Here is a 14512-nt window from a genome sequence, read left to right as displayed (position 1 = left end):
TTAGATAAAGAATTAGTCCTATCTTTTTAGAAAGTATTATTTTTGGTAAGGTCACTTACCTTGAGATATTTGGAAGAAGCGAGATACCTTTTGTTGGTATAATAAGCGAATACCATAGTCCCTTCTTTGATAGTTTCAATCACCTGTTTGTAGATGTCAGTAGGGAGTACTGGACATCCCAAACTGCGTCCATAGCGTCCATTTTTTTGAAAAAAATCCTCATTCATATAATCGGCAGTGTGGATAACAATCCCACGCTTATAAGCATTAGAATTGTAATTGCGTTCATCTCCGTAGAGCTTAAGACTAAAGCCAGCATCTCCATTGTAAGTTTTACCTGTAACATAGAAGCCTAAGCTACTCTTGTGAGATTCATTTTCATTGGAAAAATAAGTAGAGGAAGACATCCCAGTCTTTTTCCCATGGGCTACATAAGTGTAATAGAGAATTTTTTTAGCCTCCAAGTCAATAGTATAGAAACGTTTTTTATCGCTATCCTTTGTGAAATCAATGATAGATAACAAGCGTTTTTCATTGAGTTTGTTCTTTAGCTTCATGTTTTGATATCCTATGTATGCATACCGAAAAGCCTTAAAATCAAGATTGTGTTCGCTTCCCTTGATATCGATATATAAGCGCTTGATAGCATACTCGAAATTGTCATGAGGAGCAAAGAGACTGTCCTTGATAATCTTAGTAATCTTGGGGGAGATGGGTTTGGATGCCTGACTATAAGAAGAAAAAGAAGCCAAACAAAAAGAAATGAGACAAAAATAGACAAAATTTTTCATATTGGATAAAGAAACTTATTGATAACGAGGCAAAATTCCGAAAAACTATGGAAATATACAAATGTATTTTATGTTAATCTGTTAATAAGTTTTTAGTATGTTGATAATTAATAAAGAACTTTAATTCATAAAAAACTAAAAATGAATTAATTGTATTTTAAATTAATAATAAAAGTGTTTTTAAATAGATAACAAACTTTAACCTTTTAAAACAAAACTTTAACTTACATGAGATTAAAAAGTTTTAGAAAGTATTCAGTTTATAATAAGTGTTAAAGTTATTTTTTAGAAAATATTTGGTTGGAGGATGTATGTGTTTTTCTAAAAATGATATAACACCAATTTCCTACTGCTATAAAGAAAAGAGTGCTGAAAACCACTAAAAGAATAGGGTAATTATTGGGGAGGAACCACTGAGCATAGATGGCTATACCCTTGTAGGTGATTAGTGTTTCGGTGCCTATAAAAGCAGTAGTGTAGAGAGAGAGACTCCACCAAGGGAAGCGTATATGTAAGTTCTTGCTTAGGAAATGGAGCACCCCAAAGGCAATGACACCTAAAAAAGTAAAGTGTAAATAGCTGATGATAAACTCTCTATTGGGGAGAATCACTTGAGCAATCCAAGGAAAAGATCCTAAGAACATTAGGAGTGTTTTTATAGCCCATAACAAAAGGAAGGCTTTCATGAGGAAAGCGGGTTTTTCCAATTGGTTATAAGCTTTATAAATCTCGAAAACACTGATCAGGAGTAGGAATCCAGATATATTGCCAATAATATATAGCAAAGGATGATCAAAGAAGCCTACCCAAGATAGGGTTACAGACCCTATAGTACCTAAGATAAAGCAATAGAAAGCTTTATAGAGTTGCTTGTTAATCAATAGACTTTTGTGTTCGATTTCCCCTACCAAAAGGCTCAGGATTACGGCTAAGAACCAACCATTATACTGAAAGTGTAGGAAAAAATATAGGGCACTATTGTACCAATCCCCTTTGCCTGTCTTGACAATAGCTACAGGGAGCAACCAGATACCGATACTTGATAATACCAAAAAATAGATCCCCCAGCGGACAAAGCGCAGGGATAAGGGATGTTCACATACAGGCTCTACACTCTTGGAAAGGGTAAAGCGCAAATGAACGAACTTTTTACTCCTTTTGAGGAAAAATATGCTGAAGGCATAAGTGCAGAGTACAAAAAGAGAAGAAAAGATAATAGAATATAGGTAATACCCGCCAAAAGGGAAAGTAAAAAGCATTCCTAAAATGGTCACTTGGGTACAGAGAAATAGAATACGATAGGGCTTTCTGTCTTCTTCTTTGAGGAAATATTGACAGATGAGAGAAGTGAGTATAGTATATATCCAGCCTAATAGTCCCACATGAGAATGTGAATGTGTTACATGACGAACATTGAAAAAAGTGTTCGTAACGTAAGACATCCTAAGGGAGAAACCCAGTAGTACGGTGATGATAAAGTATAGAAAAGCCCACTGAATATCTTTGCGAGTATTCATAGATAATATCTCTGTAGTAACAGAGGGCAAAGTTAGAAATTAATTATGAAATAACAACCTTTAGAAATACTAAAATTTTAGGTGCTAAGGGCAGTGCTTTTTTATCTGTACCCCAGTTAAAGTCTAAAAAAATAGTCTGCCTAAGAGAAGGCAGACTACTCAACACTAATAAAAATCAAACTTTAAAGGTATGAATATAAATAAATATACTTTTATAAGAAATAGCGTTCTTTTTCACCATTTTTGTTTTGTACAATGATGGCATAGCGCTGTGATTTGTTGTTCTCAAGGATACTCTTGGCACTATCAATGTCTTTTACTTCTTTTCCATTGATAGAAATTAGTACTTTTCCGTCCAAATTAATTCCATTTTCTGCATACAGAGGACTTGTTTTGGTTATTTTGACTCCTTCTTTTAGTTTGAAATCCTTTTTATCCTTGTCAGAAAGGTTTTTGATAATAATACCTAAGTCATTGGCTATAAAGGAATCATTTTTCTGGAGTTTTACAGTGATTTCTTTTTCTTTACCATCCCTGAGAACTACGATATTGACATTGTCATTAGGTCTTTTGGTATTGATATGTCCGCTAAGGTCGGAGAAAGAGCGTATCTTGATGTTGTCCATCTGAGTGATGATATCTCCTTTTTTGATTCCCGCCTTCTCAGCACCAGAACCATCTTCTACACTATCGATATAGAAACCTTCAGTTTGTTTGGTTTTGAGTTTTTCAGCTGTCTCAGAATTGAGCTCAGTACCCGCAATACCCAAGACACCACGCTGTACATTTCCGTATTCGATAAGGTCTTCTACTACCTTCTTGGCTATATTGCTTGGTACAGCAAAAGAATAACCTACGAAGGTACCAGTATTGGCAGAAGCAATTGCAGTATTGATACCGATAAGATCTCCATTAAGATTCACGAGAGCTCCCCCACTATTTCCAGAATTGACAGCAGCATCCGTCTGTATATAAGACTCTATCTTTCCGTTGTACTGGTTGCCTAAGTTTCTTGCTTTGGCACTGATAATCCCTGCCGTAACGGTAGAGGTAAGGTTAAAAGGATTCCCTACGGCCAATACCCATTCGCCAATCTGAGTATTATCTGAATCGGCAAAAGAAAGGAAAGGCAACTTTTCAGGAGCTTTTATCTTGAGTAAAGCAATATCAGAACTGCTGTCAGAACCAATGATTTCTGCCTTGTACGTTTGGTTGTTATTTAAGGTTACTTGTACAGAAGAAGCCCCATTGATCACATGGTTATTAGTAACAATATATCCATCAGGAGAGATAATCACTCCAGAACCTGTTCCAGCCAATCTTTCCTTACCTCCTTGCTGAGGAGTGTTTCCACTGAAGAGGTCAAAGATAGAAGTGATCTCTGGCGCTATGGTCATATTCTTTACATGGACAACACTGTTGACAGTCTTCTTGGACGCATTGATAAAGCTATTCTCATCAAAGTTGAAGTTGGCTACTTGACGGAAATTTGTCTGAGCCACATGAGTACTATCTCCTTGAGAAGAGAAAGAAAAAGTACTATTCTCTTGATTTTTAGTAATAAAATGATAGCCACCTAAGGCAATAGCTCCGCCCATAATAGCGGAAATAACTGATGTAAAATATTTTTTCATATCTAAAATCTTAAAATAATTAATAATATCTATTTTTTTAACTCTAAAAATACGAATAATGCTTATCAAAAACAATGCCAAAAAGAATAGGATTAAAAAATTAACAAGAATTTAATGTATCTTCTAATTTAGTTCATTGATATTCTTATCAATAGCTTTTGGGTAGGAAGAATAGAGGAGGAAATAAAAATGTCAGTTATATTGGTCAGGTAGAAAAAAAATTGTAATTTTGTACCAAATAAATATATAAGTAATTCGACTCTTTTATGAAGCCATTAAAGGAGAAAACAACTGCTTCAGAGAATGATTCCTTAGTAGATAGGGTAGAGAAGCATATTATTGAGTATATTAAGGAGAATGCGCTAAAGGCTGGAGATGCACTGCCTAAGGAATTGGAATTTGCCGAGACCTTAGGAGTGAGCCGTACAGCGATAAGAGAAGCCATGCTACGACTTAGGACTTTAGGCTTGGTAGAATCTCGCAAGCACAGAGGGATGGTCATTCTGGAGCCTGATTTGGTGCACAATTTTGAAAAGATGCTCGACCCTGCTTTGGTAGATGTAGGGCGACTTTCGAACCTCTTTGAGCTTAGGCTGATGCTGGAAGTAGGTATGGCAGACTTTGTATTTGCTCGTAAGACCCCTCGACAACTTAAGGACTTGGAGGATATAGTAAAAAACTCAGAAGAACAGCGCTGTGATAGTTTTAATTTCTCTATAGAAGAGGAACGACAATTTCATGGAAAACTGTATGAGATGGCAGGGAATGATATTTTGAAAAAATTTCAGGATGTCTTTATGCCTATTTTCCAATATGTACATGATCTGAATCGTTATCAAGCCGCTTATATACTCCCCGAAGGGGGCAAACAAGTTACCCACCGAGACCTCTTAGAAGAACTCAAGCAAGGTACTCCTTTTTCTTTCAGAGAGCTTATGAGAGAGCATCTCAATGCACACTATATCAAAGTATTGGGGATTAGTTACTAATCCCCAATACTACTACTCGCTGATTGAACCTTTTATAAAAATAGGGAATTTTGTAGAGCATTCTAAAGATAAAAGGATAACGCCCTCGGTTGTAATCACTCATAAAATATTCTCTTTCTACATGTAGGGCAGGGTGCCAGTGCTCAAGTGTGTGACTATCTCGCTCACTCCATCTAAATTCGGGGCGCTGTTCCTTGTCCATAGAGCCGAGAGAATCGTGATTTTTGGCATGACCCACAAGACTGTAAGCCAACATGTCAAAGAGAAGGGTAGCCTTCTCGCACTTTTGACAAAGGTTCTCAAAGAAAGCCTTCACTTGTGCACGCTCAAAGTACATCAGTACCCCCTCTACAATGATAAGGATGGGCTTCTGATGAGCCTTGATGGTTTCTATCCATTGGTAGTCAAAGAGGGAAAGAGGGATAAAGGTACGCCTATCATTCTCCTCGAAGAACTTTTTACGCAATTCAATCACTTCCGGCAGATCCAATTCGTACCAATGGGTCATCGTAGGGCTTCCCAAGCGTTCGTAGCGAGCGTCTAAGCCAGCGCCCAATTGTATTACTACCGCATCGGGATGGGCAGAGATGAAGGTTTGAGCTTCCTTATCTATAAGGCTTGCCCTGAGACAGACCCCCGCTTGGCTGAATTTAGATTTGTTGAACTTGGAAAAGTCATAATCTATCTGAGGAATCATCTCTTCGGCCTTCTTGTCTATGAGAAAGGGAGGGGAGTAGTGGTGTTCCTCAGCTTTTGCCCATAAGGTAATGAGCATGGTTTCAGGTATTTTTCCTAATTTCATAATTCTATTCAAAAGCGTGGAAATAAGCGGGATTTCCCTGAGTGCTAAGGAGTTGTTGTAAGGCTCCTGTAGCAGGATCAAAGGAAAACAGACCTACCTTATCGGTTCCAAAAGCACCGAAGACAGCATTAGTTCCTACTTTGTTAATGGATATACTATGCCCATCGGTGAGAGGAATACCCTCTATCTTTTTGATTGTCTTAGCATGAAGGTCAATGAGAACAGCCAAAGCACTTTTGGCAGTATAGGGGTTTTGGGAAGCTAACTCATGAATACCTACATAAGCAACTACTTTGTTATTACCCACATATTGAGCACTGAAGACAGAAGCTGCCTTATACTCAAATCCCTCAATAGCAGTAGTGGAGATATCCCAAGACCTATTGGTGTCAAACTCAGTGGCTCCTTTAGGAATACAGATAAAGCCACATTTTTTATTTGCAGGATTAAATCCAAAGTATCCCACCGTAGCTATGTAAATATCACCTGCTTCATTAGTGAATATCATACCACTACATTGGGACATAGGGCGTGTAGGAAAGGTAAGTTTTGTCTCTTTTTCGGAGGCTATCTTCTCTACCTTATCGGTTTGGATATCAATAATCGCTACATCACTCTGCTGATAGTCAGCATAGGGCTGCCAACCTTTTCCAGAGTCTACTTGGGTGAGACATAAGTAGTATTTGCCATCATGGATAAGTCCCATAGCAGGCTCAGGGTTGGTATCTCCATGAGCATATTGGTTTAGGGCAATTTCCCCTGTTTTCTCCATGGTTTTGGGATTGATGATCCATACAATTCCTTGTCCATAGAGCGGTAAGTAAGCCTTGGTATCACTTACTTTTTCAAGGTGTCCTACCATAGAGTTAGCAGGTGCAGGAAGGTTAGCCCCTTTGGTGAGTTTTTTAGTAGCGGAGTCATAGCTCCAACGGGTTATCCCCCCGACACCTTTCATGGTATCAAAGATATAGACGTCATTACCTTCTACTTGTACAGAGGAGCCAAACTCTATTTGTTCTCCTTGAGAGTTGTTTATATCTCCTACAAGTTTATCAGTCAGCTGTATATAGGAGACACCACTCATTCCATCCTCATTTTTTACAGAGGTTTCCAATAAGTATTTACCACTACTTTTAGAAGTGTGAGCAGCCACTTCTTCTTTTTCATCTTTCTTGCAGGCAGTACCCAGTACAGCGCAAGCACATAAGGTTAAGAAAAATTTTGAATACATGATAATATGATTTTTAGTTGATTTTAGAATATAAGTCGGAGTTTTACCCCTCCATTGATACCTGGGAGGGGACGGTTGAACTCGGTGAGTACTTTTTGGTCAGTAAGATTGCGTATTTTTCCTGAGATAAAGAGTTTGTTGTTGAGAAAACTATGCTCAAAGCCCAAATCAAAGGTCATACTACGAGGAATACGACGCTTGTCGAGCTGGGTCATCTCAAAATCATAGTAATATTCTTCAACAAAAGCATAATCCAAGAAGATACGGGTATTTTGTCCCAAACCCCCAAAGAGGTTTTCTCGGTGGAACTCCAAGCCTATATTGCCCATGAGATAAGGGATATTAGGCATACGCTTGTCTTTGGTAGGATTGGGTATAGTGCTGGCAGGCTCATAGTCGCGTATGTCCCTAAGGTCTTGATAGGTGGTATTTACATAAGCATAGAGGGAGGGAAGAATGTCCGCTTTGGCTTCGAACTCGACTCCTATGGTGCGCATTTCCCCGAAGTTTTGATACTGAGCTCCTATAAGTCCTGCAGTATAGCGGATCATATCCTTCAGATGCATATAGAAAAGATTCAGCTCGATCTGAGCATTGCTTGGGTGCTTGCCTACCAGATCCAGTAGGCAGCCCACATTGATATTAGTATTGCGCTCAGGGAGCAAATCTCCACTGGGGACAATAGCAATCCCATCGCCTAAGAGTTCGCTCTCTGTAGGGATACGGACATCATGCCCTACGGATAGTTTTCCCATAAAGGACGGGAGAAAACGATAACGCAAGGCATCACTGATTCCAAAGCTGCTTTTGTTCAAATCTACATTGTACTGACCAGGAACAAAGAGGGGTGCCCTCTGGGTATGCATGGTATAGAGATAGTAGCGCCCTGTAAGAGAGTTGAGGAAGACATCATCGGAAGTACGGAAATCATACGTTAGCCCACTGACCCAGCTGAGCATGTGAGAATCAAAATTCACTTGCTTACCCAGACTTTGCTTCTTGAGTTCGTCCTTAGGGGTACCTTTGGCAACAGAGAGTACTGTATTGAAATTCAAGGAGTGGTTTTGATTGATCAGATACTCCAAGTTGGTCTTATTGACAAAAGAAAACTTTCGATCATCGGAATCCGAAGGGAAATTGTAGCCCACTTCACCCCCATAGCGAGAGGGAGTAGGGTAGGAGGCTCCATCCCATTCGTACCGGCGGGTAGCCTTGTCTATGAAATTCATCTTGGTGAATACCAGTCCATTGAGCATGTCAAAGTTGAGCCCATCCAAGAAAAAATGGTCTTTTGTTAGCTTGGTTGCCAATCCTGTCATAAGTGAACGGCTATGTGCCTCACGGATATCATACTCTATCCCTTGAATTTCTTTGTAAGTTTTGACCACAACAGGCTCTACTTCTACCTCATCAAACCACCATTTGTGAGCTTTAAAACTTCCCCCTACTAGTATTTTCTGGTATTTATCATGATTACGAGTGATATATAAGCCCTTGCGGTAAGGAGATTCAAAAGTATAGTTGTTATCAGCAGTAGTATAGCTACCGCCAATCCCAAAAGTAAGGCCTTTTTCCTTGAGGTTGCGCTTGAAGACCGCTTGCAGCTTATGTGTATAGAAGGACTCCAACCCATAGCTCAGGTCGGCATATTTCTCAGGATACTCACGAATGACGATATTGACCGCCCCACCAAGAGAGGAACCACCGAAGCGGGCAGGTACTACTCCTTTGTAGATCTCGATACGGTCAATCATATCCACAGGAATATCATTGATGTCAATATAATCTGTCTGTTCGCTCAAAGGGAGTTCGTCTATAAAAAAACCGATACGCTTGCCTTCCAAGCCACGTACAGAAAGGCGAGAGGAACTTCCTACCCCGCCAGAGGAGCGGATGGTAACCCCCACAGTCTTAATCAATATGTCCTGTACGCTGCTCACAGTACCCCGCATATTGGATAGGTTAATTACAGTAACAGGCATGGCTTCCTCTTTTTTCTGGTGAGCAATAGTCTTGGCAGTGAAGACCATTTCTCCGATTTCTTGCTTTTCTTCCTTTAGGGATACACTCAGGTGTGTTTGTTCAGTAATATTAATCCTTTTGCTTACACTCTGATAGCCAAGATAATAGAAAGATACAGTGTAACTGCCTAAGGGCAGGTTGTGTATCTGATAGAAACCTTTATCATCTGTAGTGGTACCTTTGTTCAAGTCCTTGATGATGATTTCAGCATTGATCAGGGGCTCTCCAGTGCTCTTATCAAGTACTTTTCCAGAGAGAACTCCTTTGTTTTGGGCTATCAGAGTGGGAGAAAATAGTAAAAATAGATAGAAAATCTTTTTGAATAACATAACTTTATCTCTTTGATTGATGGTGTTTTAGATATTTTTGTTTTGTTAAAAAGGGAAATAGATTTGTCAGTATCAGGGAAATTATTTATTTTTGTTCTAAATTACTAATAAGGTTGAGCAAACTTACGTTTTTTGTTTTTATTCTATTTTAATCTCAATAGCAAAGATTTTAATCTCAATAGCAAAAATAAGATGAAGCGATTATCAATATTAGATATGCAGGAGCTGAGCGTAGCGCAAGTAGAGGTTCCACTCATAAAGAGTGAACAGGAGATGGAGGCTTATTATGGCAGGCTTCAGAATAAGATAGGGACATTCATCACCCAAGGGAAAGAAATAGGACAGCATACCTATTATAATTGGACAGCACAAGTAAATGACAATTATTCTTTTGAAGGACGTATGGCCATTCCCTCAGTACGTTTTTATTTTGTAACGAAGTCCCAGAAAGGAATATTTGTAGATATAAATGGGCAACTTTTTTCCTCCAAACAAGGAGGGCATAATCTTTTCTTCTGCAAGGAAGAATGCTTAGGAAGGGATATTTTTCTCAAAAATGATACCTTGGAAGTGATTACCATAGCTGTAAGTGAGGCAGAATTTTCCCAAATGGCAGAAAAATATCCTGATACCTTTAAGAATATCTATGAAAGATACCAAAAAGGAGGGAATTTTTTGCTCAATAATAGGGGTAGTTTCTGTACTTCTATGCAGATGCAGGCTATTTTGCAGCAATTAGACAATACTCAGCTCTTGGGTAAGGCCGCAGGTGCTTATGCCGATCTTAAGGTATTGGAATTATTCTTGTTGCAGCTTCAGCAGATGGAGGTACAAAAGTACCAAGCCTATCAGTACTGTAAGACCCATACCGATATAGACAAGATACATGAAGTAAGTGAGCTGATTGTCAGTGATTTGCTACATACTCCCTCTATCAGTGAGTTGGCTCGGGAAGTGGGAATGAATGAGAAAAAACTCTGCTATGGGTTTAAGGAAGTTTTTGGCAATACCATTTTTGGTTATTTGTATGATTATAAGATGAACTTAGCCCAACAGCTATTATTATATACAGATAAGTCCATCAGTGAAATAGCCTTTCAGTGTGGATATGAGTACCTTTCACACTTTTCTACAGCTTTCAAGCGTAAGTTTGGCATGACTCCGCAGGGGGTAAGGGGGCAATAAATAGAACCTACCAGTATCCTCCCACTAAGAAGGTAAGTCGAATAAAGGTGATAACAGTATCAGCCTCAATAGTCAGGGGAGCGTCCAAGCTTTTAACTTCCTCATCATTGATAAAAACAGTAAAAAGCCCATCGGTAAATGCCAATAATGCCGTATCAAGAGCTGTGTCTAAGTCTGCCAGAGTCCTATTCTCTTTTTCTCCAAAGGTGATTTTCCCTCCTTGGGCTTGCTCGCCTATCTCTTGGGGAGAGAGGAAGGGTAGGAGAGAGGTTTCCTCCCGTGACTCATTGAAGCGTTCCACCTCGCTCCTCACACACTCGGTGATGAGTTCCCTCAGGGTGTGGGGAGTATGAGCCAAAGTTACCTCTACTAAGTGTACTTTCTTCTTGCCTAATCTCTTTAGCTGTATTTGCATACTATAAATATAACGGAGTTATAGTTGTCGGATTCCTTTGAGGAAAATCCAACGCATCAGTAGGATTTCCTTTCCCTCTTGCTCAAAAGCTGCAAAGCGGGGAGAGAGTAAGATAGAGAGAATCCCAGTAATTGCAAAAGTTACTGCATAGGAAAGCTCAGGAAAAAAATAGAGAATCCCTAAGCGAATAAGGATAAATAAGGCTCCAAAACAAAGAAAATTGAAGAGGAAAGCTCGTACTTTAGCCGACATAGTAAGGTATTTTAGGTTAGCATCTTCTGCCGTGAGGGCAGGCAAATCCTTGGAAAGCGCCACAGCTGCTCGCCAATAGCCCTATACTTAGGGCTATACATACAATCTTAAACCAATTTTTCATTCTTATAATTGTTGCAATTTTTATTTGTAGACACCATAACTGGTGTATTTGTCCATTCTCTTTTCGATAAGTTTTTCCACTGAGAGTTTGGAGAGTTTTTTAAAGGTATCCTCAATAGCTTTCTTGACACTTTCGAAGACTGCTTCTCGGTCGCGATGCGCACCGCCAAGAGGTTCTTTGATAATTTCGTCGATAAGGCCATTGTCTTTCATATCCTTAGCGGTGAGTTTGAGGGCATCAGCGGCACGCTCCTTGTACTCCCAAGTACGCCAAAGGATCGAAGAGCAAGATTCAGGAGAAATTACGGAATACCAAGTATTCTCCAGCATAAATACCTTGTCACCCACCCCTATACCGAGTGCACCTCCAGAGGCACCTTCGCCTATGATAAAGACAATGATAGGCACTTGCAAGCGCGCCATTTCTAATAAGTTGCGTGCGATAGCCTCTCCCTGACCTCTTTCCTCAGCTTCTATACCAGGGTAAGCACCAGGGGTATCAATAAAGGTAACTACAGGGATATTGAATTTCTCGGCAGATTTCATCAGGCGTAAAGCCTTGCGATATCCCTCAGGGTTGGGCATCCCAAAGTTGCGATACTGGCGACTTTTGGTATTATTCCCTTTTTGTTGGCCTATAAACATATAGGATTGGTCTCCTATTTTTCCTAAGCCTCCGATCATGGCCTTATCGTCTCCTACAGTACGGTCACCATGGAGCTCCAAGAAAGTATCTCCACAGAGCGCCTTGATATAATCAAGAGCATAAGGGCGGTCAATATGTCGGGATACCTGTACACGCTGCCATGGAGTAAGGTTCTCATAGATCTCTTTTTTTACCTGTTCTAAGCGCTTGGTAAGCTTCTTACAAGTGTCAGAGACATCTACATTACTTTCATTTCCAAGGGCAATACATTTATCTAATTGTTCTTCGAGTTCCTTGATAGGTTGCTCAAAATCTAAATATTCCATATTCTTTAAGTTTGAAAGAAAGTAGCAATAAAAGCTACACTATTAGCGGTGCAAAAGTACGTATTTTTTTCGAAAAAAGCAATAATTAAGTTTTGAGTTTTAAGTTTTAAGTTTTGAGTTAGTCTTTAATCATTGATCATTAACCATTAACTGATTAGGTTCCATATTCCCTTATTCTTTTTGAGCATATTCAGGGTATGGGCTACCTGCAGGTGGGCGGGGTCAGTCAGTTCAGGGTCTACACGGATAAGGTCAGTGGCATAGTCACGAGCTACTTTCAGTAACTGGCTGTCCTTGACAAGGTCAGCTATTTTCAGAGAGAGCACTCCACTCTGCTGCCTACCCATGAGGTCGCCAGGGCCTCGTAGCTTCAGATCTACTTCTGCGATTTGGAAGCCATCACAAGTGGCCACCATGGTCTCCATACGTGTACGAGAGTCATGACTGAGCTTGACATCGGTCATCAGTATACAATAGCTCTGCTCAGCCCCTCGTCCTACCCGTCCTCTCAATTGGTGTAACTGAGAGAGTCCAAAGCGCTCAGCACTCTCTATAAGCATAACCGAAGCATTGGGAACATTGACTCCTACTTCTATCACAGTAGTGGCGACCATAATCTGCGCTTTACCTTCTACAAAAAGCTGCATCTGAGCTTCTTTTTCTTCAGGTTTTAGCTGCCCATGTACCATTGCTATAGTGTACTTAGGGGGTGGAAAAGCACTACAGAGCTGCTGGTATCCTTCGGAAAGATTCTTAAAAGACAGCGCTTCTGATTCTTCAATCAGAGGGTACACCACATATACCTGTCGTCCCTTAGCAATCTGATCATGAAGAAACTGGTATACCTTAGCCCTATGGGTATCATATTGGTGCAATGTCTGTATAGGTTTTCTGCCAGGAGGAAGTTCGTCGATAACCGAGACATCCAAATCCCCATAGAGGCTCATAGCCAAGGTGCGAGGAATAGGAGTTGCTGACATGATTAGCACATGAGGAGGTAGAGCATTCTTGTGCCAGAGCTTAGAGCGCTGTTCTACACCAAAACGATGTTGTTCGTCTATGATAGAAAGGCCTAAGTTGTGGAACTTGACCTTGTCCTCCAGTAAGGCGTGGGTACCTATGACAATCTGTAGTTGCCCATTTTCCAGTTCTTCGAGAATCTTCCTGCGCTCCTTGGTTTTTGTGCTACCAGTCAGTAGAGCGGGCTGGATATCCATGGGGGCAAGTAGAGAAGCTATGGACTGATAATGCTGTTGCGCAAGAATTTCCGTAGGAGCCATCAGGCAGGCCTGGTATTGATTATCCAAAGCTAAGAGCATGGCAAAAAGCGCTACGATTGTCTTCCCAGCTCCTACATCTCCTTGTAGAAGGCGGTTCATCTGTGCTCCTGTAGCCATATCGCTACGTATCTCCTTGATAACCCGTTTCTGAGCATTGGTCAGAGGGAAGGGAAGGTGCTTATGGTAGAAGGTGTTAAAATAATCCCCTACCAAAGGAAAGGGATATCCTTTTAGCTTTTTGTTGAGATAGTTTTTCTGGATTAGTTGTAGCTGTATATAGAAGAGCTCTTCTAACTTCAGGCGGAACTGAGCTTTGGATAGAAGTTCTTGTGACTGAGGGAAATGTATCTGAAAGAGTGCTTCTCCCTTAGGAAGTAGTCGCAGGGAGGTAAGCAGCTGAGGTGGGAGTGTTTCGAAAAAATTCTTGCCAACCTCCTGAAAGAGCGATTCTATGAGCTTGCGTATCACCTTTTGAGTGATTCCTTTTTTGGTGAGCTTCTCTGTAGAAGGATATACTGCTTGTATATTTCCCTGAAGGGAATGCTGATGCTCCTCAAGTGTTTCCATCTCAGGATGTGCCATGGAGAATACCCCAGAGAAGGGGGTACATTTGCCAAAAATCACATAAGGAACATTTAGGAGCAAGTGATCCTTGATCCATTGAGAAGGACGAAACCACACCAATTCCATGTTGCCAGTCCCATCGGTAAAGGTGGCCACCAAGCGCTGTTGAGTTTTGTTTTTCCCCTCGACCGTTTTCAGGTGAATGATACGCCCGACGACCTGAACCTCGGTTGTGGTTTCTCTCAGATCTTGTATTTTGTAATACTGTGTTTTGTCAATATATCGCGTAGGAAACAGATGTAGCAAATCTTGAAAATTAGCCACTTGAAGTTCACTCTTGAGCAAGAGCGCTCGCTGAGGGCCTACTCCTCTTAAGTATTCAATAGGTGTCTCCAGCATACGAATA

Annotated in this window: 12 protein-coding genes; 2 read left to right on the top strand and 10 right to left on the bottom strand. The window is 40.4% G+C overall.

The window, feature by feature from the left end:
• Nucleotides 1-26 precede the first annotated feature (26 nt).
• From CAPGI0001_RS07060 to CAPGI0001_RS07050, 3 genes are all read right to left on the bottom strand, one after another.
• Nucleotides 27-791 (bottom strand): murein L,D-transpeptidase catalytic domain family protein, encoded by a 765-nt coding sequence (locus tag CAPGI0001_RS07060; RefSeq protein WP_002668042.1) that lies wholly within the window; start codon nt 789-791, stop codon nt 27-29.
• A gap of 278 nt (nt 792-1069) precedes the next feature.
• Nucleotides 1070-2308, bottom strand: coding sequence for a hypothetical protein (locus CAPGI0001_RS07055; protein WP_002668549.1), 1239 nt, complete (start codon nt 2306-2308; stop codon nt 1070-1072).
• 212 nt (nt 2309-2520) lie between these two features.
• The gene (locus CAPGI0001_RS07050) at nt 2521-3942 is read right to left on the bottom strand and encodes a S1C family serine protease (RefSeq protein ID WP_040359901.1); all 1422 of its coding nucleotides are present in this window, start codon (nt 3940-3942) and stop codon (nt 2521-2523) included.
• A 266-nt stretch (nt 3943-4208) separates the two neighbouring features.
• Here CAPGI0001_RS07050 and CAPGI0001_RS07045 point away from each other — a divergent pair, with 266 nt between their 5' ends.
• Nucleotides 4209-4931 (top strand): FadR/GntR family transcriptional regulator, encoded by a 723-nt coding sequence (locus CAPGI0001_RS07045; RefSeq protein ID WP_002668494.1) that lies wholly within the window; start codon nt 4209-4211, stop codon nt 4929-4931.
• Here CAPGI0001_RS07045 and CAPGI0001_RS07040 read toward each other — a convergent pair.
• Genes CAPGI0001_RS07040 through CAPGI0001_RS07030 form a run of 3 tightly spaced genes read right to left on the bottom strand, consistent with a single transcriptional unit; the run spans nt 4921 to nt 9315 of the window.
• Nucleotides 4921-5706, bottom strand: coding sequence for a class I SAM-dependent methyltransferase (locus CAPGI0001_RS07040; protein WP_040359975.1), 786 nt, complete (start codon nt 5704-5706; stop codon nt 4921-4923). The genes CAPGI0001_RS07045 and CAPGI0001_RS07040 overlap by 11 nt on opposite strands.
• A gap of 31 nt (nt 5707-5737) precedes the next feature.
• Nucleotides 5738-6964, bottom strand: coding sequence for a Kelch repeat-containing protein (locus tag CAPGI0001_RS07035; protein WP_002668546.1), 1227 nt, complete (start codon nt 6962-6964; stop codon nt 5738-5740).
• A 23-nt stretch (nt 6965-6987) separates the two neighbouring features.
• Nucleotides 6988-9315 carry a TonB-dependent receptor gene (locus CAPGI0001_RS07030; RefSeq protein ID WP_002667998.1) on the bottom strand — a complete coding sequence of 776 codons (2328 nt, stop codon included), beginning with the start codon at nt 9313-9315 and terminating at the stop codon, nt 6988-6990.
• 192 nt (nt 9316-9507) lie between these two features.
• Between CAPGI0001_RS07030 and CAPGI0001_RS07025 the strand changes: the two genes are divergently transcribed.
• Complete coding sequence (locus CAPGI0001_RS07025; protein WP_002668575.1) at nt 9508-10500, top strand: helix-turn-helix domain-containing protein; 993 nt, start codon at nt 9508-9510, stop codon at nt 10498-10500.
• 7 nt (nt 10501-10507) lie between these two features.
• On the opposite strand, the gene CAPGI0001_RS07020 is transcribed toward CAPGI0001_RS07025, so the two are convergent.
• The 4 genes from CAPGI0001_RS07020 to recG all read right to left on the bottom strand — a co-directional run bounded on the left by CAPGI0001_RS07020 (nt 10508) and on the right by recG (nt 14505).
• The gene (locus CAPGI0001_RS07020) at nt 10508-10915 is read right to left on the bottom strand and encodes a hypothetical protein (protein ID WP_002668256.1); all 408 of its coding nucleotides are present in this window, start codon (nt 10913-10915) and stop codon (nt 10508-10510) included.
• 18 nt (nt 10916-10933) lie between these two features.
• The gene (locus CAPGI0001_RS07015) at nt 10934-11230 is read right to left on the bottom strand and encodes a hypothetical protein (protein WP_002667999.1); all 297 of its coding nucleotides are present in this window, start codon (nt 11228-11230) and stop codon (nt 10934-10936) included.
• Nucleotides 11231-11311: 81 nt separating this feature from the next.
• The gene (locus CAPGI0001_RS07010) at nt 11312-12262 is read right to left on the bottom strand and encodes an acetyl-CoA carboxylase carboxyltransferase subunit alpha (protein WP_002668442.1); all 951 of its coding nucleotides are present in this window, start codon (nt 12260-12262) and stop codon (nt 11312-11314) included.
• A gap of 146 nt (nt 12263-12408) precedes the next feature.
• Nucleotides 12409-14505 carry an ATP-dependent DNA helicase RecG gene (gene recG, locus CAPGI0001_RS07005; RefSeq protein WP_002668414.1) on the bottom strand — a complete coding sequence of 699 codons (2097 nt, stop codon included), beginning with the start codon at nt 14503-14505 and terminating at the stop codon, nt 12409-12411.
• Nucleotides 14506-14512 lie beyond the last annotated feature (7 nt).

The organism is Capnocytophaga gingivalis ATCC 33624 (genome assembly GCF_000174755.1).
Classification (GTDB): domain Bacteria; phylum Bacteroidota; class Bacteroidia; order Flavobacteriales; family Flavobacteriaceae; genus Capnocytophaga; species Capnocytophaga gingivalis.
This window is presented reverse-complemented; position numbering and strand designations above follow the sequence as displayed.